Here is a 26,122-nt window from a genome sequence, read left to right on the forward strand (position 1 = left end):
TGCGTCAAAGTCATTACAAAAAATGTTTTGGTTTCTTTGCCTGCGCAGCATGTTCCACGATTTCATCAATACGTTTCTTCCGGGTTTCCGGACGTTTTGCAAGAACAATCCACTGAAGCATCATCTTTTTCATGGATTTGCTTAAGCTTTGGAAATACTCTTCTGAACCTGTATAGGCCTTAAAAGCTTCGCTTAGATCTTCCGGTACTGTAAGATCTTCCACACTATCAAGGATCACCCAGGAACCATTTTCCTTGGCAATTCTTATACATTCATGGCCTGCTTCTTTCATCAGTTCATCATTGATCAGCCTCTCTACTTTTTCTTTATTGATTCTTGACCATGTACTATTGGGTTTACGTCTGCTGAATAATTGTTTGAAAGAACCTTCATCAATAGTCTTTCTTGTGCTGTCTATCCAACCGAAGCAAAGAGCCTCATCCACCAGGTCACTCCAACCCACTACAGGTAAGCCGGATTTTTGGGTATTGCAAATTACCCAGACTGATTGCTCATCCTGATGAAATTTCTCTAACCATTCCCTCCATTCTATTCTTGTTTCTATATGGATTTCTTTTCTTTTATTTGTTGTTTCCATCACAGTCTATTTCCATTGTTATTGTAAAGGTAATCAATGGAATTGACAAGGGTATGTCAGTAAGACATTATATAAAAAACAGGTTTAATTCATATGAGGAAAATAAGGATAATGGAGAGGATAAATACAGCTTTAGATATTCATTGTTTTTCATAAAAGGTTGTCATTTTTGAGCCTATGGAATAAATTATTCATCCGGAAGAGTACTTAAGACATCTGGAATATTTAGTATGAAAATATATTATTTTTTATGCTTTCCCATAAAACAAACAATAAAAAGAACCGTAAATTTGGCGCCTAAATTACAAACTTAAGGAAGTTCCGGTTTATTCCAAATCTTGATTTTAAAGAAACGGATATCCCAGGAAACATTATAATTTTCAATATTATCTAAGAACATCAAACGTGTATTATAAGGAAAGGCAAAAATATTATTTTAAAATTGATACTGAAAACAGTGAAGGAGTTGAAGTATTTATTGGACAAAATGCAGGCAATCAACTGAATAACGACATTCTGAATGCGCAGGCAGAAGTTCTCATCATTTCCCCCTATATTGATGAAGTAAAGCTGGATGATCTTCTGATGCTGAAGAACAGAAATATCAATGTGAGATTGGCATTCAGTGACCTGCGACCTGAGCAATACGGAAGTATATTACGAAAACTGATTCATCAGAACCGGGTCACCGATGTAAAGAAAAAAGAGAAAAGGGAAAGTCTGAAAAATCTTTTCTTTTTATCTTCTATTATTCTGTTTTGCCTGGGAATTTTTGCCCTCATTTATTTCGGGATTCATCTTGTTGATGATCTTACCAATTCCAATAATTTAGTTGCTCTTTTAATTGCTATCGCCTCTCTGTATGGATTTTTCAGATGCTGGGAAAAGAAAACAGAAGTTGAAAAAATGGAGATTTACACCTATCACTACTCTGAAAATTTGAATTTTAAATACATCAGAAATAACCGCTATGACAATAAGTTTCTGCACTCCAAGATTTACATAATCGATAGAAAAGTAGCCTATCTTGGATCACTGAACTACACAAAGAGCGGATTTACCTCCAATTTTGAGTCTCGTATAAGAATTACCCAAAAGGAAAAAGTAAATGAACTAGTCCGTTTTGTTCATGATATTTTTGAGGATAATATGAATTTAAAAAAACATGAGCTTTTCTATCTTGGAAAACAAGTCTACAGTGAGGATATGTATTAATTTACCGTTTCTTCAAATATTAAAAACCTTGTCATCATTAACACCGACAGATTCTATTAAATCATACTCATTATTATGATATAAAAAAACAGTGTTCTCCGAAGAGAACACTGCTTATTAAAATGAAGTGTGGATTAATTTTTAATCAACTTGCCTTGTAATGACTTTTCTCCAGCCTGTACAATAACAATATAAGTACTCTGCAACCAGTTTGAGATATCTACATTAACCTCTCCTGAAGCTGCTTTAAGTTCTTTCTGGAATTTGATATTACCCATAGTATCAAAAACCTTGATATGTGTTGCCAATAATTTCTCATTGCCTGTATTATAGGAAACTTTCACTATTTCCTTTGCAGGATTCGGCATCAACTTCAGCGAAGAAGCTGTAGTAAGACTTGGCGTACTTCCTGTTTTACCTGAAATAGACTTACCTATAACCTGTGGTTCAGCTACAAACTTACAATCATCTTGTCCAAAGAATAAGATGGCATCCGTTCCTCCAGGGAAGTTAGCATTTGGATAGAACATCAATGGATTGACATTCATATCATATGTTCCTCCTGCCGGAATGGTAATCATAGATGGGAAGTAAGTTCCATATCCGTTAAGACTTGAAATATCAAGCATTACCGGTAGGCTTCCTGCGTTATATATGGTTCCGTGAACATTATAATGATCTCCGTCCCATTTGAAGGATTCAATCTTAACATCAAAGTTACATTGCGTTTCTATTCCGCAATTTTTACCCGGATAGTAATTCATTGTTCCTGAATAATATTCACAGTGAAGTCCTGGAGCATTCTGATCAATTCTTAATCTATAAGTTCCCGGTGAGTAAATAAGATCAAGCTGATTGATGAAAGTATTGGTTCCATTTTGTATACTGGCCCCAAATAGTTCCCATTGATGATAATCAAAATTACCTTTTGGCCCTAAGATATAACGGCCTTTATCTCTACAATAATCATAGCAGCCTGTAGGGAATACCCACATCAGACTTTCAATACTCAATGGTACATCTTTCTGACTATATACTTTACAGCCGCTTGGAGCAGTATAGATTACTTTATACATACCTCCTTCTTCTACAGTAATTGATTGTCCGCTCATACCATTACTCCAGTTGTATTCTCCATTAGCAGGTCCTGATGCAGTCAGCTTTACTCTATATGGCTGGCAGCTTATCTGAGTAGCTGTCACTACAGGTGATGCAGGAGGATTACTTACGGTAACAACATAATCTTTAGAGCCTATACAATCTGTAGTTCCCGGTACACGAACTTCTAACCTAAAAGTATAAGTACCTGCCGGTAATCCACTGGTATTGTAAACAATTGGATGGGTTGCAGACCAACCTGTTGTCAATGGAACACCATTTCTCAGCCATCTGTATTCCAAAGTATTATCACCTACAATTCCTCTAAGTCTTATCGGGTTATTAGCACAAGCATTTGACTGTCCTGATATATTCACATAAGGAGGTTTTTTAAATGCTACTCCTACCGATTTAACACTCATAATACTAGTTTTACAACCATCTGCAGAAACCAGTATCGGCCAATAATTCCCAGATTCTGTTGGGATAAAGTTCATTGAATTTGGCGCTCCTATAACTTCCTGAGCTCCATTCATCCAAATATAACCAGAAGGAGCAGTTCCAATTGCAGTAAATGAAATTACTGGTGAACCACCTTCACATACAATAGCATTAAGAGGTGAAAGATTTCCTTTAAGATCAGCCTCTTTTATCGTAATTGTACGAACAGCAGAGAAATACTCACATCCTTGCGGAGTTTTCACTTTGAAACTCACATTCTTTATTCCGGCAGTATTAAATGTAACAGCAGTAGCTGATTGTGTAGTTACAAAAGAGGTTCCGTCAAAATACCATGTATAGATATTTCCGGCTGTATATGATCCAGGCGAAAGGTTAATCATTTCCCCTTTACATGCCGCCGCTGGAAGGGCAAAAGTCACATTAGGAACAGGAGCTAATGTAACTGTTTTTGTGATGGTACATTCAGGATATCCTAATGTAGGTGCTGATACCTTCATCGTAAAGGTATATGTACCTGGCGCTAGATTGTTATAAGTAGCTGTCTGCCCAACCTGATCTGGCTGTCCTGGCAAACTGAACCTATATTCAACAGCATTTGCATTAGATCCAAGATCAAATACCGTAGATGTATTGTATAAAGTAACATTATACCCATTACCATTACAAGTCTGACCAACATTAAACTTAGGCTCATAATGTTTTTTAACTTCTACACTTGCAGAATACCAACACGTACCATATCTAACACGAAGAGAAACAATATGTGCTCCTGCAAGATTAGTCTGGAATGTAGCTGAAGGCTGTCCCTGAGGGCTCACTAAGGTAAGCACACTGTTTGACACCCATTGAATCTCATCTGGTGTAGTGGTAAAATTCACATTACTTACACTGATTGTGTTACAGCCTGTCCATTTCGGAACGAAAGAAAACGCAGGAGGTGCAGGGCAATTTCCTGATGGTGGGCACGCATTCGTTACATGGATCTCCTGTGAATATACAATACACCCATTCTGATCAGTTGCTCTTACCTGATAAGTACCGGCAACCCCCATTCCTGATAAAGTATACGAATTGGTTGTATATCCGTTCTGTGCTACTCCATCTTTGAACCACTGCCAGCCTGTAGTGTTCGTAAGTCCTGTAGAACTATTTGCAGTAAGGGTATAAGGCTGCATAGGATAATCTCCACAAACTTCAAGATTGTATACCGGTGAAATAGTAATAATAGTCTCAGGAAGGATAATGAAACTTGCACTTGCTGTAGGTTTGTAAGCACACCCATTAGTCCCGTTATACGTTACCGTAACTATCTGAGAAACATTTCCTCCTGTATTATTCTGAATATATCCATTATTTGGAAAACTATAATTTCCATACTGATCAAATGTTGCATTATGAGTCTGTCCATTTGCAAAAGTAAATGTAACACCTGTTGCAGAAGTAATTATTCCCTGATTGATAGAGAAAGTAAGATTTGAACCTAAACAGATCTTTCCAACATTGGTAAAGTTTACTACCGGAAGAGCTAGCTTACTTACCGGTATACTGATTGTCTTCTCCTGTCCACATACTACAACCTTTAATTTAAGATTTGTTGTGTTGATATTAGAAGCAACTTCGTTAATATTTACGTTAATGATATGACTACCCTGTCCGGATATAAAACTTCCGAAATTAGGGTTCTCAAAGCTCCATTCCATAGAATCCGGAACAATACCTCCTAAATCTGCTGAAAACATCTGGTTACTGCTTGGACAGAAAGGTCCAGGGTTCGCATTGATAGAAATCACATTGAGATCTATTGGTTTTACAGTCTTTATAACAGCTTTAGATACACATCCTGCCGGGCTTTCCAGTTTATTGACAACCGATACGGTGTACGAAGAAGCTCCCGGATTAAATACAACCGTTATAGAGTTTCCTGAATTACTTCCCTGGATCGTACCATTTGTAACACTCCATACAGGAACTACCCCTGGCAGTGTTGACAATAAAGAGTACACATAAGGTTTTCCAGGACATATTAACGATTCTCCGCTAATACTTTTTGGAGGTTTTGGAGGTGGTAATACCTTAATAAATATAGCATTACTTTCACAAGCTCCCCCTGCCTTAATTGCTGTGATTCCATAGTTTCCTGCTGTTAAGAAAGGATAACTAAGAGGTACCGTTGTTGGCTGTGGCGAAGTATATACTAACCCTCCGTTTAAAGTAATATTCCAAATAACAGGAACATTAGGAGAAGCGGTAAATGTCTGAGGAGCTCCTACACAGATTTCTTCTGCACCACCAGAGATGGTTACAGGTTCTTCCACAACAATCGTTTTCTCTGCAAATCCTTTACATCCCAATAAAGTATTGGTGTATTCAGCAGTCAGTGTATAAGTTCCAGGCGCTGTTCCTGTGAAAAGAACTTCATTTCTCTGTTGGTTGTACGTCAGAAGACCAGCTCCCGGGCCTGTTACATCCCATTTGTCTACATTCGTAGTCGGCCATTTTGGAATCGAATAATTGTATTGTTTTCCTAAACATACTACCGGTTCTCCTTTAATTTTTGCTAATTTTAAAATCACAGGAATCTTAACAGTTGTCCACTCTGGACAGCCACATTCAGATCTGTACATTACATATCCGAAACCATCTTCAGGATCTACATTATCCCATTTTACTTCAATTTCGTTTTCGGAAGTATTTTGCCATGTTCCCCCAATCACTTTCCATTCTCCTTTGCAGCCATTCTTCACGCTGTATTTTGCAAGACTTCCCTCACATACAACTGAAGCACAGCTAATCTGGATTGGTGGTGCTTCTGTAATTTCTATTTTATGGTATGTAGTTTCTGAACAACCACATTTATTGGTTACGGTAAGAGCAATAGAAAACCCACCAGCCTGAGTATAGGTATGAGAGGGTTCAAAAGCTGTAGATGTTGTCCCATCCCCAAAATCCCAGAAATAGTTAACAATATCAGTTCCTCCGTTTGCATGAGAAAGATTCTTAAAGTGAATCTCAGTATTTTTACATGCTCTATCCTTCAGATTCACCAATTCAAATGATGCAGAAGGTTTATTTATTTTCTCAATACAGATGTTTTGAACTTCAGTCGTTCCATTAGTAAACGTTACCGTTGCCTGTAAAGAACCTGCCCCTGCATTTCCCCATACAATGGTTGCTTCAAGATTAGTTCCCCCTGAAGTCCCCTGTACGGTGCCTCCGGTAGGTGCCCAGGAGACAAAAGAGATATTTGATCCGTGAGCCGTATACTTTACAGTACTGCCCTCACAGACACGGACACACTGGCCGGAATCAACTTCTGAGGCAGCGGTCGCATTGTTATCTCCCTTTTCACCCCGATAAATCTGACATCCGACCTGGGAATCCCAGGTAATATGAGTTAATGATTGTGCTTGCAGCCCCCAAGGTACAAGGAGCCAACATAGCAGGAGCCATCTGAAGATGTGCTGCCTACTAAAGTAAGTAGTGTTTTTCATGGTTAATAAAAATGTATTAATTTTCATTCGGAATTTAATGAAAAATTCAATACTAAAGTCATTTATCAGTGAAAAAAATAACATTTCTACATCTTAAACATCAACAATATACTTCAATCACTGATTATATCTCAATTTATACACTTAATGGTTATTTATAAAAAAATCAATTTATCTTCATTTTAAAACAAAAACTAATGAATTTTAACTTATTCAAACGTTAATATTTAGAATAAAATTAACCAAAAATCAAACTTACATTAATTTTTTTGACACAAACAATAAGAATACATTATAAAAACCCATACAATAGGATAAAAAAATACACAGAAAAAACTCTTATAACACTTTATTGTTACAGTATCAATAAAGACAGCATTTACCATTCCTCTATGGAAAAATTAAGAGCCCTTTATTTATTAACTAAAAAGCACTTATTTTGCACCATAAAACAATGGGTAATTAACATGAAAAAATACTTTAAGGAAATAATGATAGTAATCATTGTATTATTATCACGGTTACCTTTTATTTTTAACAGTCTAGGTATTGATTTAGATACCTGGAGAGAAGTATACACAGGAAAAATAATACATGAAGATCATATTTATAATGTTTCCCGTTTTCCAGGATATCCATTTCCGGAATTTATATACTCTTTAGTGTATCATTATCCTTATTGGGCAATCAATTTACTATCGGTTTTATTTACAATAGGTTGTTGCTTATATCTCTTCAAGATTCTAAACTTTCTTGCAATAAAACTTTCTTTTCTTATCGCCATAGTATTTCCATTTGTACCGGTCATCTATCTCAACAGTACGGTAGCTATGGAATACAACTGGTCTTTGTTCTTTTTACTGGGAAGTGTTTATTATCTCCTCAATAAAAATCTTTGGCTTTCCGTTTTACTATTCGGGCTTATGGTAAGTACAAGGTTTAACAATATTATTTTTCTTCCTGCCTTTGCCTTCTTTTTGTACATTTACTCTGAAAAGGATCTCAAAAAAGTTTTACAATTTTCAGTTTTAGCCTTTCTTTCCATATGCATTTTCTTTTCGCCTGTTATTTTTAAATATGGCACTACCTTTCTGCAGAGTTATGGTGACTCAAAAGTCAGTCTCGGCAGTATACTAAGCCTGAGCACATTATACGTATATGGAGCTTTAGGAATACTGGCTATTATATTAGGTTTAATCATTCAGTTCTTTAGAGGAGGTTATCAAAAAGTAAAAAACTTATCCAAAAATCATTTTGCTATATTCAGTATTTTAATGATTGTTTCCAATCTTATATTCTTTATTAGATATCCATTGGAAGCAGGTTATTTAATCCCCTCCGTTCCTTTTGTTCTTATTCTTCTGCAATATATTTTGAATGAAAAATTGATGAAATCTATATTATTTATACTACTTCTCTCTCCTTTTTTAATTCATGTAAATACAAAAAAAATCAGGATTACGGGAGGAGTATTCGTTAATGAAAATTATGAAGATCAACAACTAAAATATTGCAACGAGCTCGTCCGGGAAATCAAAATACATTCAGGAAATCAGCCTGCCATTTTCCATGTGGGCAATTATTCCGAACAGGTTTCACTGATTGGAAACTTTCATAAAAACAGCAATATAAAAATCGTTAAATATCTTAGTCCAAAAGACCGGGAAGACATTATTAATAAAAAATACCTACTCTACTATTCCAATACCGAAAATGGAAAGACAGAAAACAGCAAAACCCATATACTGGATCAATATGGAACATTCCTTTATGAAGATTTTGAACTCATAAGATGATTTTAAAACTAAAACTGAGATAAATTCCTATCGCACAAGGAGAAAAGTATAAAACACTCCTTCTTTACCCAATATTACCATCGAAAGAGCAACAATCCCCCCGGCAAATCTTCGATTTGCCGGGGGGATCAAGCATCCTTTCCTACTCACATTCCTACCCAGCCTTGCACAAAAAATGAAATATCTTATCTTTGTTTTTTCGAGGATCATTATAAACTTTTTATTCGAAATATTCTTCATGACAAAAAATAGCTTTTTATTTTCCGCCAAAGGAATTCTTATTGCAGGATTTTTATCCTTAAATACGGTGATGTATGCTCAGAAAACAGCAGATCTTTCTACCATTTCGGAAAAAACCTTAAGCAGCATTTTGGAAAAGAACAGAAATTATTACACACAAGGTAAGGTAGCTGATTACATTCCGGAACTGGGTAAAATGGATGCTAAAGCAATTGCCTTTTCTGTAGTAGATAAAAACGGTAAAGTATTCAGCATCGGTGATGTTCAAAAGAAATTCACCATGCAGAGTATTTCCAAGATCATCGCTTTGATGGTGGCTGTAAATGAAAGAGGTGAAGCGAACGTTTTTGATAAAATGGGTTATTTCGGATCAGACAGACCCTTTAATCATTTTTCCAATCTTGAAACAACAGGAAAACCGCTTAATCCAATGATGAATGCCGGTGCTATCCTTACCACATCTTTAATTTCAGGTGACGGAGAGAAACCATTCCTTAAAGTGTTGGATATGGTTCGCTATATTACCAAAAATTCGAGTATTGATTACAGCAAATCCGTATACGAGTCTGAAAAATCTACCGGACACCGTAACCGCGGAATGTTCTACATCATGAAAAACAGTGGATTGATTTCCGGAGATGAGGATCAGCTGGATAATTATTTCAAACAATGCTCTATTGAGCTTAGGGCTGAAGATCTTGCCAAAATCGGATACTTCTTTGCGAACCAATGTGTGCGTTTTGATGGTGACTCTCAATATAAAAATGGAGATATTGCCAAGCTGATAGAATCTCAAATGTTGACTGCCGGGATGTATGAATTCAGTGGAGAATACTCCAGAACCGTAGGATTACCGAGCAAATCCGGAGTAGGTGGCGGAATTACAGTAAGTGTTCCGGGAAAAATGGGTATCGGAGTATTCAGCCCCGCCTTGGATCAGCATGGAAATTCATTAGCCGGATATCACATTATTTTAGATCTTGCAAAACAATATAACTTAAGTATTTTTTAATACACTAAAGAGAGTCTGAAAGTCATTGGATGATATATTTAATCTTGGTATAAACCACAATAAGCCGCTATAGCTCATGAAAGATGCCATACAGTTTTTAAAGGACTTTGTTCAAGGAAAAATTTCCTGCAAAGAATTCGAACAACAGCTTTATACCAATCCGGAACTAGAAAAATTACTTTCAGACTCTTCCGTCAGCTGGCAGAAAACCTACCTGCAGGACACTACTCCATTCTTATATCTTGCAGAACAAAATTATACAAATCCAAATGGAAGGTTAAATGCACAACAAACCGTTCAGCTATTTTTAGATAAAATAGGAATAAAGACGACTGCAACCTCTCAATATTCCAATGATTATAATTGGATTCTAAGTACTAGCCCTAAATATATAGATGCAGATTTAGGTTTTATAGAAAAACATATTTTACCGGAAGATAAAAACCTTTCAAAAGCGGAACAAAAACAACACATCAAACAACGGTATGCTGAACTTTTCAGATACCAGACCAAGCCACCCAAATGGATACAAAATCCCGAATGGCCTATTCAAAACAATTCTCCATTATTCTTTCTAGGACAAATTGAAATCAAAAAATGTGATCTGTTTCAGGATGATGGATTTATCTACCTATTCATTGAATTAAAAACAGGAACGATTGAAACTATAAAACAGTTATATTAATTTTATTAATAACATAATTAATATTTCTTTAACATTTTTTACGAATAATTCACAAAATCCCGATTATCATTTCTCCTCTATAGTATTCCAATTCAGTTCCATGAGGAATGAGTCTAAAATTTCACGATATTTTCAAGCCCGTATTTTGTCTATTTTACAGCCAAATTCATATGTTATCTTTTTGTAATATAACAAAAACAAATCTCTTCTTTTTGAAATATTTTATTTTTTATTCCTATCTTTGCTTAACATTTCTTTAACTATAATTATTTATATTTATGGTTACCCAGATTGTGCCGGCTTGTTTGTAGCGAATAAGAAAATAAACCGAATACTTTAATAACATTTGAATAATTAACAAATGTTTGTTGAAAAATTATTATCGAATTTCATTTATGATTGAAAATATATCATAAATTTATTATTTTTATTCACGCATAATAAACAATCGATCTTTATCCCCATTAGATTGATGTTTAAATGCAAAATCGCATATTATTATTTTAATACTAAATGCAATGAAAAACTTGACCATTATTAGGCTAATGCCTTTTGAAAAGCCGGACACAACCTTTAACTCTAATTACTTTAGAGCTAATCACATGCTGTTGAAAAGTCATCAACAAACAAACTTTACCATTAAAAATCTAATAGAAACCAATTTTATGATTTTGTAATAAGCCATATCTCTTTATTTCAAAGATTTATGCCCTTTTTACAAAATCCTTACTAACATATCACGCCATGAAAAACGTAACCATTATTGGACTAACGCCTTTTGAAAAGCCGGATGTCAACCTTATGCCTAAATTGCATCAGGCGGGTATATTTCCTGTCCTCAGCTTAGGCCAAGAGTTAACGACCGCCCAGGCAGCAATTAGTCAACTTGAAGAAACAAACTTACCTTCTTATGGTATTTATGTTTCCAATGAAAAACTATCAGCAATTCAACTTCCCGAAAATGTAAGATTTGCGATCTTACCATTCGGAATGACAGTTTCTCAAAATTCAAATCTGGATATCATTTATCAGGTAACCAGTTTGGAAGAAGCTAAACAAGCTGAACAATCAGGAGCAAAAGGAATTATCATCAAAGGAAACGAAGCAGGAGGCCAAATTGGCTACGAATCTACCTTTGTATTATTCCAAAGAATTATCAATGAAATCAAAAGCATTCCGGTTTGGGTACAGGGGGGAATAGGACTCCATACTGCCTCAGCTGTGAAAGCCTTAGGAGCAACAGGAGTTGTTCTGGATAGCCAACTTGCTTTATTCCCTGAAAGTTCTGTACCAAAAGACATAAAAGATTTATGTTCAAAACTTAACGGAACTGAAACTAAAATCATTGCCAATCACAGAGTATTGGTAAGACCTAATTCTCCTGCATTACCGGATGACATCAATGCTGAAGATCTTAAACAATATTTTACAGATCTTGATATCAGCAAGAGCTACATCCCTATGGGCCAGGATATTTCGCTGGCAACTGATCTGTACGAAGAGTTCAGAACCCTGAAAAAAATGGCTTTCGGACTTAAAGAAGCTATGCATGGTCATCTGAAGCAAGCAAAAGCACTTCAGGTTATCAATCAAAACAATGCATTAGCACAGGAACTTGGTTTAAAATATCCAATTGCACAAGGTCCAATGACCCGTGTAAGCGATGTTCCCGGATTTGCCAATGCAGTAGCAGAAGCCGGAGCTTTACCTTTTGTAGCTTTATCATTACTTACAGGTAAATCAGCGAAGTCTTTGGTAATGGATACAAAAGAACTAGCAGGTAACAAAACATGGGGAGTAGGTATTTTAGGTTTTGCCCCTCAGGAACTAAGAGATGAACAGACTTCTTACATCCTAGAAGCCCAGCCGCCTGTAGTTTTAATTGCAGGCGGAAGACCCGCACAGGCTAAAGTATTTGAAAAAGCAGGAATAAAGACATTCCTGCACGTTCCGTCTCCTGCCCTATTGGATATTTTCCTTAAAGAAGGAGCTAAGAGTTTTATTTTTGAAGGCCGTGAATGCGGTGGACACGTTGGTCCACTATCAAGTATGGTGCTTTGGGAAAAACAAATCGAACGTATATTAAAAGAAGACCATCCGGAAAATATCAGTGTATTTTTCGCGGGTGGAGTCCATAATGATTTCTCAACAGCATTCGTTTCCATTATGGCTGCTCCATTAGCTGCCAGAGGTGTGAAAGTGGGTGTTTTGATGGGAACCGCTTATCTGTACACTCAGGAAGCTGTACAAACAGGAGCTATCCAGGAAGAATTCCAGGTACAGGCTATGCAGGCTAAAGATACAGTCTTATTAGAAACAGCTCCGGGACATGAAACCCGTTGTTTAAATACAGCATTTGCTAACCACTTCAATACCGAGAAAGCCAAACTTATGGCAGCCGGAACAGACAAAAAAGTAGTATGGGAGCAATTGGAAAAATTAAACGTAGGCCGTTTAAGAATCGCAGCTAAGGGAATTGAACGCCAGGGAGACCAATTGGTAAATATTCCTAAAGACGATCAGCTAGACCTTGGAATGTACATGATCGGACAGATTGCCACCATGCAAAACAAGGTCCTTACCCTTGAAGAGCTTCACCAAAACGTTAGTATTGGGAATTACGAATACATCCAGGAAGCAGAATTATCGGAATTACCTACATCCAGCGAAAAACCATTAGATATAGCAATTGTTGGAATGGAATGTATTTTCCCGGGTGCTAAAAATCTGGATGAATTCTGGAGAAACATCATTTTAGGAAAAGACAGCGTTACTGAAGTTCCGGACGAAAGATGGAATAAAGACCTTTATTACAAACCGGATTCAGACGAAGCGGATGTATCGCATTCAAAATGGGGAGGCTTCATTCCGAAAATTGATTTTGATCCATTGGCATTTGGTATTCCACCACAGTCTCTAGCCGCTATTGAGCCTACGCAATTGCTTACTTTATTGGTGGCAAAACGTGCCATGGAAGATGCAGGATATGGTGAAAAACATATTAATAGAGAAAACATCTCTGTCATTATTGGAGCTGAAGGTGGTAACGACCTTGCCAACAGCTATAGTTTCAGAGGATATTATAAGCAGGTCTTCGGAGAACTTCATGAAGAAGTAAAAGAGGTCTTCCCACATACTACAGAGGATTCTTTCCCGGGTATTTTGGCCAATGTGATCGCAGGTAGGATTACGAACCGTCTGGATTTAGGAGGAAGAAACTTTACCGTAGATGCAGCATGTGCTTCGTCTTTAGCAGCCTTAGATTTAGCTTGTCAGGAACTTGTATTAGGAAAATCTGATATGGTTCTTGCCGGAGGTGCAGATTTACATAACGGAATCAACGATTACCTGATGTTCTCCAGTACTCATGCCCTTTCCAGAAAAGGAAGATGTGCTACATTTGACAGTGAAGCAGACGGAATCGCCCTAGGAGAAGGAATTGCTATCCTTGTTTTGAAAAGATATGAAGACGCTATCAACGATGGCGACCGTATCTACTCTGTAATCAAAGGAGTGGGCGGATCCAGTGATGGTAAAGCTCTTGGCTTAACTGCTCCTAGAAAAGTAGGTCAGGTAAGAGCATTAGAACGTGCTTATACCCAAGCTGGAATCAGTGCTGCAGCTGTAGGATTAGTAGAAGCTCACGGTACCGGAACTGTTGTTGGAGACAAAACAGAATTAAGTGCCTTAACCAATCTATTCAGCCGTTCAGGAGCATTACCGGGACAGACGCATTTAGGTTCTGTGAAGACCCAAATCGGACATACCAAGTGTGCTGCAGGATTAGCAGGTTTAATTAAAGCTTCTCTTTCTGTTTATCATGGAGTGAAACCTCCTACCCTTCACCTTAAACAACCGAATGCTTATTATAACGCACAAACCAGCCCTTTCTCTTTCCATGCAGAAACAGGATTATGGACTGAAAAGAATCGTTATGCAGGAATCAGTGCTTTTGGATTTGGAGGAACAAACTTCCACACGGTAATTGCTAACCATCCGAAAAAAGATGATTCTATTGCCATGCAGTCGTGGCCTTCAGAATTATTTGTATTCCGTGGAGATAATTATGAGGAGGCTAAAGCACAATCTGGTCAGATCAAAGCTTTATTGGATATCAATGATGGAATTCCATTAAAAGATATTGCGTACAGTTTAAGTATTGTTTCAGAAAAACCAATTCAATTCAGTATCGTTGCAGATACCGCTGAGGACTTAATGATGAAGCTTGAACTTGTATTATTAGGAATTGAAACTAAAGATACATTCACTGTTAATAAGAAAGAAGGTAAGGTAGCCTTTACATTCCCTGGGCAAGGAAGCCAGAGAATCAACATGGCTCGTGATCTATTCGTAGTCTTCCCGGCTATGCGTAAGATTATCGACAATTACCCTGAGCTTGAAAAAGTAGTTTTTCCTTCTACAACATTCAATGAAGCGGATTTAAAGCAACAGAAAGAAACCATTAAAGACACCCGTTTAGCACAACCGCTTTTAGGAATTGTTGATCTTGCACTGGCTAAATTCTTAGAATCATTAGGAATTATTCCTGATATGCTGGCTGGCCACAGCTATGGTGAATTACCGGCTTTATGTTTCTCAGGAGTATTTGCAGAAGACCAATTGGTTGATTTAAGTATCCGGAGAGCACAGTCTATCCTGAACTCAGTAGAAGGCGGAGATCCGGGTTCAATGTTAGCGGCTAGTGCCACTCATGAACGTTTACAGCCGATCATTGCGAAAGTGGAAGGATGTTATCCGGTTAATTTCAATGCACCTACACAATGTGTTATCGCTGGAAGTACGGAAGCCATCAATAAGCTACTGGAAGTCCTTAAACAGGAAGGTATTTCTGCTAAGAAATTAGAAGTGGCGTGTGCATTCCACAGCCCATTATTGGCAAAATCAAAAGAGTTGTATGCTGACGTATTAAAAGACATTCCTTTCCAGGAGATGCAGATCCCTGTATGGTCTAATACCACAGCAGAAGTATACCCATCGAATCCATCAGACATCAAAGAAAGACTGACTGAGCATTTGGTACAGCCCGTAAGATTCGTAGAGCAGATGCAGTCGATGTATAACGATGGAGCAAGAATCTTCATCGAGGTAGGACCAGGAAAAGTCCTTACAGGATTGGCAAAATCATGTCTTGAAAAAGACCAATTGACTTTATATGTTGAAGACAGCAGCCGTAATAAGTTCACTCATTTACTTTGTATGTTGGCACAGTATTTAGGAACAGGGCGCAGCTTCAATATTGAAAAACTTTTCGATGGCCGTTTCGTTCAGCTTGTGGATATCAATCAGCCTGAATTGTACAAGAAAAGCCCTGCCATCTGGCGTGTGAACGGACAAGCTGCACATCCGACAACAGGTTCATTGCCTGCTAATGGTGCACTCCCTATCATAAACCCTATTCCTATGAACAATTTTACCAATCATAATACGCAAGCTCCTGCTCCGGAAAGCTTATCTACAGCTGAACGTATGCTGCAGGAATATTTAAACAGTATGAAACTAATGATACAGGCACAACGTGATGTGATGCTTTCCTTTATGGGACAGAATCCTCAGATCAGCCCAATGCCTGCTTACAATACTCCAATGCCAGCACCTGCTCCTGAACGTACTATTCCGGTACAACCGGTTCAACAGGAAAGAGCTGTGGCTGCTCCTGCCGTTGCTGTAAAGGCATCTCCAACAAGAGATATCAAAGCATTATTACTACAGGTGGTAAGCGATAAAACAGGATACCCACAGGAAATGCTGGGCATGGAAATGGACCTTGAAGCTGATTTAAGTATCGACTCTATTAAAAGAGTGGAAATCATCGGAACACTTCGCAGCGAGCTGGGAACATTAGCCAATGGAAATACCAACGAAGATATGGTAATGGAACAATTGGCAGCCATCAAAACTCTAAGTGGATTAGTTTCATGGCTTACTGAATTCTCTGGAGCAGATGCCACTCCAGCAACTCCTGAAAAAAATGGAACAACTGCTGAAGCGGTTTCAAAACCACAGGCAAAATCTACTTTATCATTAGAAGACCTTCAAAATGCTATCTTAAATATCGTAAGCGAAAAAACAGGATATCCGAAAGAAATGCTAGGCCTTGACTTAGATTTAGAAGCAGACCTTAGTATTGATTCCATCAAGCGTATGGAGATCATTGCAGATCTTAAAAACAAGATCGGTTTCGGAGAAAATCTTGAACAGGCTGATGATGTGATGGAAAAATTAGCAGCCATTAAAACCCTTCGCGGATTGGCAAGCTGGATCAGTGAAATGAGCGGTGAAACCACTGAAATAAAAAACGAAGTAAAGGAAGTTAGCACTCCTGAAGCTACGAATAATGTATTATCTCGTCTCCGTTTTGACATCACGCCTACAGATGCTTCTTCAATACAAAATACAGAAGTTCTTCAGGGAAAACGTTTCGCCATTACTCAGGATGACACCCAACAAACCTCAGCCATCAAAACTGAACTGGAAAAACATGGTGCTATCGTAGAATTGGTAGATGCAGACAAAGACCTTTCACATGTTGACGGATTAATCATGCTAGACCTATTCTCAGCAACTGATAAACCAAGCATTATCGATCACGTTGATTTAATTAAAAAACTGGATTTCGATAGAGTAAAATGGGTCTATTTAATTTCTGATATTCCGGCTCATCTTCAGGATATTTCTGATGCAAGCATTCTACGTCATCACCAAGGATATCCGGGACTTTTCAAAAGCTTGGCAAGAGAATTCGATCATACCACTTGCAGATTAATCAGTTTAAGTACTCCTCAGGAAGTAGATCAGATTGCTGAAATCACTTTAAAGGAAATATTAACCAACGATAAACCTGCTGAAGTTATTTATAAAAACGAAACAAGACATAAGGTAGATATCATCCCTTCTCCATTGTCTACAAGTTTAAATAAAGTCCACATTCAGCTAGATCAGAAATCAGTGGTATTGGTATTGGGAGGTGCACAGGGAATCACTGCAGAACTGGTAAAACACATGTCTCAGGCTTATCCATGTACTTATATTTTAGTAGGAAGATCGGCAGACCCAAGAAATGAGGTTTCTGCGAAAGAATTGGAAGCAATGAAGACTAAAGAGGAAATCAGAGCTTATTTGATTAAATCCGGAAAATTCACTTCCCCTGCTGAGATTGAAAAAGAAACCACAAAGGTTTACAAAAACAATCAGATCCTACGTACAATCCGTGATATGGAAGCGCTTGGAAATACCATCGTTTATCAATCTTTAGACCTTTGTGACGAAGAAGGATTAAGCAACCTAATCAGCAGTATTTATGAAAAATACAGCCGCTTAGATGGAGTGATCCACGGAGCAGGTCTTTTAGAAGATAAATTATTCAAACAAAAGACGACCTCATCTTTCGGACGTGTATTCGATACCAAAGTAAAACCACTTCGTGTATTGGCTGAACAACTTCGTACAGACTGTCAGTTCGTTGTTTTATTCTCAAGTATTGCATCCGTATATGGTAACAAAGGCCAGACAGATTATGCGGCTGCCAACAGTGTACTGGATGATTACGCTAACGCTCTGAATAAAAGACTAAAAGGAAAAGTAATCTCCATCAACTGGGGACCTTGGAAAGGAGCAGGAATGGTTTCTTCCACCCTTGAATCAGAATACGAACGTAGAGGAATTTCTATGATCCCATTGGATGAAGGAAAAGAAATTTTCCTTAACGAAATAAAATATGGAACTGAAAGCCAAGTGCTTATCATGTCAGGAAATAATTGGTAACCCTCTGTATACACTAAGCATGAAAAAAACAGATGTTGCTGTAGTTGGACTATCCTGTGTCTTTCCCGGGGCGCAGGATGCCCAAACTTTTTGGCAGAATATTGTCAATAAAGTAGACTCTACCCAATCCGCTCCGGCTGATAGGATAGATCCGGTGCATTTTAGCGATGCCACCAACCCTGTCGATCGTTTCTACTGCAAACGAGGCGGGTTTATTCCTGATTATGAGTTTAACCCTACCACCTTTGGGATTTTACCCCTTGCCGTGGAAGGAACAGAACCAGATCATTTACTGACCCTTGATTTAGTTCAGAAAGCTTTAGAAGATGCAGGTGTATTTCAAAAGAAAACATCTCTTGAAAAAGCAGGAATTATCATCGGAAAAGGAAATTATACCGGACCGGGAGCTACCCGTGCCATTGAAATTGTAAGAACCGGAGAACAGATTTCTTCCTTATTGCAGGAGCTTCTGCCTCAGGTATCTTCCGCTGATATTGAAAAAGTAAAACATGCTTTCCAGGAACGCAAAGGACGTTTTGCTGCTGATACTGCCATGGGATTAATTCCTAACCTGGTAGCTTCATTGGTAGCCAACCGTTTTGATCTTGGAGGCGTTGCTTTTACGGTAGATGCCGCTTGTGCCAGTGCTTTAATTGCGGTAGACCATGCCGTACAGGAACTTCAGAGAGGACGTTCCGATATGATGATCGCCGGAGGAGTTCACACCGGACAGAACGCAGCTTTCTGGAGTATTTTTGCTCAATTGGGAGCGATGTCCCGCCAGGAACAGATCAAGCCGTTCAGTAGGGATGCTGATGGATTACTGATTGGGGAAGGCTGTGGTTTCGTCGTGTTAAAACGATTGGAAGACGCCGTTCGCGATCAGGATAAAATCTATGCGGTCATTAAAGGTGTAGGCGTAAGTAGTGATGGTAACGGAACCAGCGTGATGAGCCCATCCGTAAAAGGTCAGTTAAAAGCTTTAGAACAAGCCTGGATCAATGCTGATCTGGATAAAAATAAAGTAGGTTACCTTGAAGCCCATGGTACCGGAACTCCGCTTGGAGATAAAACAGAACTTCAGACCTTAGCACAGTTCTTCGGAAAAGAAGAAGCTGCTCCGGCAGCAGGAATCGGGTCTGTAAAGTCCAATATCGGACATGCTATGCCGGCTGCCGGAATCGCAGGATTGATTAAAACCTGTCTTGCCTTACACCATGATACATTACCACCAACATTGTACTGTGAGAATCCTACTGCAGACATGCAGAATACAAGATTTGAACCGGTACAGGAAGCTAAAAACTGGTCAAAAACAGGACTGCCCAAAGTAGCGGCAGTCAATGCTTTCGGATTTGGCGGAATCAATGCTCACGTTGTTCTTGAAGGCTATGACATGCCGAAAAAAGACAAAGTATTGCTATTGGCAAGACCTACCCAGGCAGAATTAGTTTCTGCATTACAAAATAACGATACCACTTTAGGAGAAGGAGATTTCAGAATAGCGATATTCGATCCTACGCCTGCAAGAGTAGAAAAAGCCCTTAAAATTGTTTCCAAAAACCTGATCTGGAAAAACAAGCAGGATATCTGGTACACTTCTACCCCATTATTAAAAGATGGCGGAAAAGTAGCCTTCGTATTCCCTGGTTTGGATGGTCTGGCAAAAGGTGAAGTAGACAGCGTTAGCCGTTATTTCGGATTAACAGCGCCTATAGAAACTGAGGGCGAAGGCCTTTTAACCGATGCTTTAAATATTTTCAACAACTGCAGCATCCTTGACAATTCATTGAAAAAACTGGGAATCATCCCGGATATGAATGCAGGACACAGTTTAGGAGAATGGCTGGCAGGATATTCATCAGAACTGGCGGAAGCCAATTCAGTAAAGGCTTTAATCGATGTTCTGAATCCTGAAACTTTTGAATTAAAAGATTCTAAATTCATTGCCATCGGAGCCGGAATTAATGTGGTACAGCCTTTTATCACTGAAATTTCAGATCTGTATATTTCTAACGATAACTGTCCTAATCAGGTCATTCTTTGTGGCAGCAATGCTGCATTGGATGAGTTGGTTCCCTTATTAAAATCAAAACAGATCTTCCATCAGGTACTGCCTTTCCAATCCGGATTCCACTCTCCATTTATCGCTGATAAACTGGATGTGATTTTAGCGGGAATGGAAAAAGCACAGTTCCAGAAAACGAAGATTCCGTTATGGTCTGCAACCACTTTAGAACCTTATCCTGCAGATCAGGCAGCGATCAGAAAACTGAGTGCTGAGCATTTGGTTGAACCTGTTCGTTTCCGTGAACTGACAGATAAACTATACGAAGAAGGCGCCAGAGTATTCATTCAGGTGGGTACCGGTGGTCTGATCGGATTTATTGATGATACCTTGAAAGGAAAAGCATTCAGCACCATTCCTTCCAGTGTTCCTACCCGTTCCGCATTGGCGCAGTTACAACGTGTTGTAGCTTCATTATTTGTAGAAGGGAAAACCATTGCTCTTGATTTCCTGGAAGTTCAGCAGCATTCAAAAAAAGCACAAGGAAAAGGCATTAAACTGGAATTAGGCTCACCTATTATCCGAAACTTCAAAGAAGTAAAAGCCTTAGCTCAAGCCTTTGAAACACCAAAACAATATACTGCCTCAGCTTCAGCCATGACAGCAAAAAGTGGGCATCCGCTGGTACAGGCATTCCAGGACAATGTTAATGATATGATCCGTATGCAGGAAGAAGTCCTGACTTTATTCCAGAACCGTCCGGAAATTACGATTCCACGCCCTGCTCAGGTTGCTCCTGTAGCACAGCACGCTGCTCCACAAGCACCAAGAAGTACAACCTTCTCAAAAGATCTGTATGTAACACTGGAAAGTCATCCATACCTGATCGATCACAGCTTATTGAGACAGCCTAAAGGGTGGGCTCATGTAGCGGATATGGAACCGGTAATCCCGATGACCATGATCTTTGAGCAGCTGGCAGAAATTGCAGAAGCGGAAATCCCGGGAACACAGGTTCATAAAATCATGAACGTAAGTGTATTCCAATGGATGAACGTAGCGCAGCCTTTTGAGAAAACTGTGAAAGGACAATGGCGTGGTGAAAATCATGCGTATCTGGATATTGAGAACTTCGCTAATGCAGAAGTCACCTTAAAATCCGGTCCTGTTCCTACTCCAACCTTCAATCTTTCCATTGGTGATCTTTTACCAATTGAAAAAACCCCTGAAGAAATCTACGATATGCACATGTTCCATGGTGACAAATACCAGGGAATTACTGAAGTTTCAGCGGTTGGAACCAAAGGAATTATAGGAAAGATCAAAGGAAATGGCGGAAAAGGGTCTCTGCTGGACAATGCCGGACAGTTATTCGGGCTTTGGTTACAGCTAACTTTAGTGAAAGACCGTATCGCCTTCCCGGTGAAGATCAGAGACATTGAATTCTTCGGAGACATGCACGATCAGGAAGGTATTTTTGAATGTACCTGTATGCAGACTGAGCTTAATGATGAATTTGCCATTGCTAATATCGTTCTTAAAAGAGACGGAAAAGTATGGTGTGCCATCACAGGCTGGCAGAACAGAAGACTGGAAATTGATGCCGCCTTATGGAATGTTTCCATGTCACCATTGCATAACCGCCTTTCTGAAGAGATTGCTCCTGAAGTATTCTTCTTCCACCAGGCGTATACCAGAGTCGCTTCATGGGATTTTATCCTGAAAAGATATTTCAACCAGACGGAAAAACAGCATCATCAACAATTATTACCGAACAAGAAGAAAAACTGGATGGTAAGCCGTGTGGCGGTGAAAGATGCCGTGAGAAACCTTCTTCGTCAGGAAAAAAATCTTGCCTGCTTCCCGATCACCTTTGAGATCCGTTCCGATGAAGTGGGGAAACCTTACCTCATCAGTGATTTTACAGAAGATATTCATATTTCACTCGCTCACAAAGGAAAAGAAGCCGTGGGGATTGCGAGATATGGCAAATCTGTAGGAATCGATATGGAACTCATGGAAGAACGCAGCTCAGGATTCTATGATCTGGTATTTACAGACCATGAATTAGCCTTATTAAAAGGAAAAGATCAGGCAGAATGGACCACCCGTTTCTGGGTAGCGAAGGAAGCCTACGGAAAATTCTTAGGAACCGGACTGAAAGGGAATCCAAAAGCCTTTGAAGTAGAACAAATAAAAGACGATCACTTGTGGATCAACAACATTGAAATCAAAACTGTTAAACATAAAAATTATATTATCGGATGGACACTGTAAACGCAACATTAAAAATGAACCACGAAGAACTTTTTACTTTATTAAAAGGTTTTATTACTGAAGTGATAGGTGCTGAATTTGTAGAGGAGATGGACATTACTCCGGAAAGTTCATTCACCAAAGATCTTGAAATGGACAGCATTGAGATTGTCTCTTTCTCTGAAAAGATTAAGGCGCATTTTGGCGATCAGATCGACTTTACAGGTTGGTTATCTTCTATGGATCTTGACCAGCTTATTAATCTTGACCTTAGTATGATCATCAATTATATCTACGAATGCCAATAATCACTGTCAATAACAGACAAGTTCATATACAGGAACTCAATAAAGGTGCCGAACAAACCGTGGTCTTAATCCACGGGATGTTCAGTAACCTGTCCATTTATTATTTTAATATTGCCCCTATTCTGGCAAAACATTTCCATGTGGTGATGTACGATCTGAAAAGTCACGGGATGAGTGAACGCTTTTTGGATGGGTACGACCTTGAAAACATGTCATCCGATCTGATGAGTTTAATGGATCACCTTCAACTGGAAAAAGTACATCTTGTAGGCTATAGCTTCGGTGGTCTTATTGCTTTGAAAACAGCATTGAAATACCCTGAACGCGTTAATCAACTGGTGGTGATGGAAGCTCCGGATCCTCAGGACGAAAAAGCCCGTAACATCATTGATGAGTACAGCAAGGAATTCCTTGAGCATTATGTAGCCAATTTTACAGATACTACCAAAGTGCAGATGGGCAAAAGACAAATGGAAAAGAACCATCGTATGTATGAGTTTCTGTTTAATCAAACCAGCATCAAAGCAGATATGATTAAGGAAAAACATTTCCTTGGTGAAGCCGATTTCAATGGATTGACGGCTTCCACGTTATTGCTTTACGGTGCTGATTCCAACTGCAGACCTACAGGAGAATGGCTGCAGGCTCAAATCGGTTCATCCGAACTTGAATTAATCTCCGGCGATCACAATATCCCTATCCAGGAACCTCAGCTGATCGCAGAGACGATCGCTCAGTTTTTATCTAATATCTTAACGAAGAACCATGGCTAAATTTGCATTTATAGTTCCACCCTTGACAGGACATGTCAATCCTACCCTAAGCATCGGTGCTACGCTGTTGGAAAGAGGACATGAAGTAGCCTGGATCAGTCTTGACCCTACTTTAGGGGCTAAACTTCCGGAGGGCGGAAAATTATTATTGATCCAATATGATCAGACCGACGAAGAAAAGAAAGAAAGCGAACAGTATCTCGATATTATTTCCAAAAAAGTGGTCTACGGAATCGACAGCGTGAAGTTCCTTTACGAGGAAGTTCTTATTCCACTGAACAGACATTACTATAAAGGAATTGTTGCTTTATTAAAAACATACCAACCCGATTTGATTATCGGTGACCACCAGTTATTTGCTGCTCCGGTAGCTGCCAAAGCATTAGGTATTCCTTACGCAACTTCAGTTACCGCTCCGGCTGCCATTAAAATCATGAATGAACTGCCTAAAGTTCACGAATGGGAAGTGAATCAAATCCTAGATTTACAGAAAGAGCTTGGTTTTCATGAAGAACGTTCTCTGGCAACTTCAGACCTGTTGACGCTTGTTTTAACCTCAAATTATTTCTTTGGGGAAATGGAAGATCTAGCTCCTCAATATCAATTCACGGGACCAGTTCTTACAGAGCGTCGCATCTCTTGTGAATTTGATTGGGAAAGATTAAAAAATGCTACCAACAAAAAGATTTTAGTAAGCATCGGAACCACTTTCGATCACGATCATAAAAAAGCATTCTTCCAAAAGGTTGTAGATGCTTTTAAAGATGAAGATTTAACGGTTGTAGTGGTTTCTGACCCACAACTTTTCGAGCAATGGCCGGATAACTTCATGGTGTACCAGCAGGTTCCTCAGTTGGATCTGTTACCTCATCTTGATGGGGTGGTTTGCCATGGCGGTCACAATACCGTTTCTGAAACTTTATCCAACGGAATTCCTTTGGTGGTAATTCCTATTGCGTATGATCAGTCGCACGTTGCAGGACGTGTTGTGCGTACAGAAGCGGGTGAAAGACTTAATTTCAACAGATTTAAAGCCAATCATCTGAGAGAGGCAGTACAACAAATATTAAATAACCCGGGCTATCGTGAGGCAGCTCAAAAAGTAGGACAATCTTTTATGGAAGCAGGAGGAGCATCTACAGCCGCTAATTTATTGGAAGAAGCCATCACAAAGACTTCAAAACCGGAAAAACCGTCTAAATTCTTATTTGTTATTCCCCCATTTTTCGGACATGTGAGCCCTACATTAAGTGTGGGAGCCAGTCTGATTGCCCGTGGCCATGAAGTAAAATGGTTCGGAATTACGCCTTTAGACAGCAAACATATTCCGGAAGGAGGCTCTTATTTTTATCCTGAAGAAGATCTTATTCCGTATCAGGAAGAAATCGCCCGCATTTTAAAAAGACAGGATGACGGTCCGGCTTGTTCAGGCCCTGAAGTGATGAAACTTGCTTTGGAAGAAACCTATGTTCCTTTCGCTAAAATGATGATGCCGGGATTAACCCGATTAACAGAAAGCTGGATGCCTGATGTGATCGTAAATGACTGTATTACTTTTGGCGGTGCGCTTTTCGCTCACAAACACAACATTCCTTGTGTAACGACCACGCCTGTTCCACCGGACGTTATGGGTGACACTGAAAAAAGTGCCCCTAAAATCTGGGAATGGCAGCAAAACCTCATCAAAGACCTGCAAAAAGAAGTAGGCATTCATGAAGAAGGTATTTATATCCATTCGCATAAACTGAATATGGTATTTACATCACAAGCCTTTGCCGGTTTTGATACCGTACCATCTCACATGAAATTTGTAGGCCCTGTAAAAGGTCGTCCGAACGACGCTCCTTTTGACTGGGATAAATTAAATGCTTCCACCACTCCAAAGATCTTTGTATCGCTGGGAACTTTATTGGTGGACATCAGAAAAGCATTTTTTGAAAAGATTATTGCAGCATTTAAAGATCAACCGGTAACGGTGATTGCCGCTACTCCACCGGAAATCTTTGAAGAATGGCCGGAAAACTTTATTGTCAACAGCTTTGTCCCTCAATCTGCGGTAATGCAAAGAATGGATATGGTAATCTGCCACGGTGGTTTCAATACCGTAAATGATACTTTCCGTAACGGGTTACCGATGTTGATCACGCCTATTGCTTATGATCATTTCCATATTGCGAAATTAATTGAGCAGGCAGGTTGCGGAATCAGCATCCGATACAAGAGACTGCGTGTAGAAGCACTTCGTGAAACCGTTTTTGAATTACTGGAAAATCCTAAATACAGAGCTGCCGCTCAGGAAGTTCGAAATACCTTCAATCTTGCCGGAGGTAATGATAAAGCGGTAGAATTGTTAGAAAACTTTGTACAGGAACATTCCACATTAGCGTCTGTATAGCCT

At 39.0% G+C, this 26,122-nt stretch carries 11 protein-coding genes; 9 read left to right on the forward strand and 2 right to left on the reverse strand.

Annotation, left to right across the window (positions count from 1 at the left end; translation table 11 throughout):
* Positions 1-13: 13 nt before the first annotated feature.
* A complete protein-coding gene (locus tag CHSO_RS18545) occupies positions 14-598 on the reverse strand; it encodes a YdeI/OmpD-associated family protein (RefSeq protein ID WP_045499283.1) in 585 nt (194 codons plus the stop codon).
* Positions 599-1,003: 405 nt separating this feature from the next.
* Here CHSO_RS18545 and CHSO_RS25470 point away from each other — a divergent pair, with 405 nt between their 5' ends.
* Positions 1,004-1,813 (forward strand): phospholipase D-like domain-containing protein, encoded by an 810-nt coding sequence (locus tag CHSO_RS25470; RefSeq protein ID WP_144428980.1) that lies wholly within the window; start codon positions 1,004-1,006, stop codon positions 1,811-1,813.
* Between the two features lie 134 nt (positions 1,814-1,947).
* On the opposite strand, the gene CHSO_RS18560 is transcribed toward CHSO_RS25470, so the two are convergent.
* Positions 1,948-6,891, reverse strand: coding sequence for a PKD domain-containing protein (locus tag CHSO_RS18560; protein WP_045499286.1), 4,944 nt, complete (start codon positions 6,889-6,891; stop codon positions 1,948-1,950).
* 440 nt (positions 6,892-7,331) lie between these two features.
* Here CHSO_RS18560 and CHSO_RS18565 point away from each other — a divergent pair, with 440 nt between their 5' ends.
* From CHSO_RS18565 to CHSO_RS18605, 8 genes are all read left to right on the forward strand, one after another.
* Entirely contained in the window at positions 7,332-8,660 is a 1,329-nt protein-coding gene (locus CHSO_RS18565; RefSeq protein ID WP_045499289.1) for an ArnT family glycosyltransferase, read from the forward strand.
* 238 nt (positions 8,661-8,898) lie between these two features.
* Entirely contained in the window at positions 8,899-9,912 is a 1,014-nt protein-coding gene (gene glsA, locus CHSO_RS18575; RefSeq protein ID WP_045499295.1) for a glutaminase A, read from the forward strand.
* A 76-nt stretch (positions 9,913-9,988) separates the two neighbouring features.
* On the forward strand, positions 9,989-10,597 hold the full coding sequence (locus CHSO_RS18580) for a hypothetical protein (protein WP_045499298.1): 609 nt from the start codon (positions 9,989-9,991) through the stop codon (positions 10,595-10,597).
* Positions 10,598-11,341: 744 nt separating this feature from the next.
* Complete coding sequence (locus tag CHSO_RS18585) at positions 11,342-18,379, forward strand: type I polyketide synthase (RefSeq protein ID WP_045499301.1); 7,038 nt, start codon at positions 11,342-11,344, stop codon at positions 18,377-18,379.
* A 19-nt stretch (positions 18,380-18,398) separates the two neighbouring features.
* Positions 18,399-22,664, forward strand: coding sequence for a type I polyketide synthase (locus tag CHSO_RS18590; protein ID WP_045502950.1), 4,266 nt, complete (start codon positions 18,399-18,401; stop codon positions 22,662-22,664).
* Entirely contained in the window at positions 22,652-22,951 is a 300-nt protein-coding gene (locus CHSO_RS18595; RefSeq protein ID WP_002977699.1) for an acyl carrier protein, read from the forward strand. The genes CHSO_RS18590 and CHSO_RS18595 overlap by 13 nt, the downstream gene beginning before the upstream one ends.
* A complete protein-coding gene (locus CHSO_RS18600; protein WP_045499304.1) occupies positions 22,942-23,724 on the forward strand; it encodes an alpha/beta fold hydrolase in 783 nt (260 codons plus the stop codon). The genes CHSO_RS18595 and CHSO_RS18600 overlap by 10 nt, the downstream gene beginning before the upstream one ends.
* The gene (locus CHSO_RS18605) at positions 23,717-26,119 is read left to right on the forward strand and encodes a glycosyltransferase (protein ID WP_045499307.1); all 2,403 of its coding nucleotides are present in this window, start codon (positions 23,717-23,719) and stop codon (positions 26,117-26,119) included. Before CHSO_RS18600 ends, CHSO_RS18605 begins: the two co-directional genes overlap by 8 nt.
* Positions 26,120-26,122: the final 3 nt, after the last annotated feature.

Source organism: Chryseobacterium sp. StRB126 (assembly GCF_000829375.1).
GTDB lineage: Bacteria > Bacteroidota > Bacteroidia > Flavobacteriales > Weeksellaceae > Chryseobacterium.

What these genes read in the sequence shown, in the direction of transcription:
- CHSO_RS18595 (WP_002977699.1), top strand. Translation starts at nt 22,652, where the DNA reads ATGGACACTGTAAACGCAACATTAAAAATGAACCACGAAGAACTTTTT.
- CHSO_RS18605 (WP_045499307.1), top strand. Translation starts at nt 23,717, where the DNA reads ATGGCTAAATTTGCATTTATAGTTCCACCCTTGACAGGACATGTCAAT.
- CHSO_RS18585 (WP_045499301.1), top strand. Translation starts at nt 11,342, where the DNA reads ATGAAAAACGTAACCATTATTGGACTAACGCCTTTTGAAAAGCCGGAT.
- CHSO_RS18565 (WP_045499289.1), top strand. Translation starts at nt 7,332, where the DNA reads ATGAAAAAATACTTTAAGGAAATAATGATAGTAATCATTGTATTATTA.
- CHSO_RS18580 (WP_045499298.1), top strand. Translation starts at nt 9,989, where the DNA reads ATGAAAGATGCCATACAGTTTTTAAAGGACTTTGTTCAAGGAAAAATT.
- CHSO_RS18560 (WP_045499286.1), bottom strand. Translation starts at nt 6,891, where the DNA reads ATGAAAATTAATACATTTTTATTAACCATGAAAAACACTACTTACTTT.
- glsA (WP_045499295.1), top strand. Translation starts at nt 8,899, where the DNA reads ATGACAAAAAATAGCTTTTTATTTTCCGCCAAAGGAATTCTTATTGCA.
- CHSO_RS18600 (WP_045499304.1), top strand. Translation starts at nt 22,942, where the DNA reads ATGCCAATAATCACTGTCAATAACAGACAAGTTCATATACAGGAACTC.
- CHSO_RS18545 (WP_045499283.1), bottom strand. Translation starts at nt 598, where the DNA reads ATGGAAACAACAAATAAAAGAAAAGAAATCCATATAGAAACAAGAATA.
- CHSO_RS18590 (WP_045502950.1), top strand. Translation starts at nt 18,399, where the DNA reads ATGAAAAAAACAGATGTTGCTGTAGTTGGACTATCCTGTGTCTTTCCC.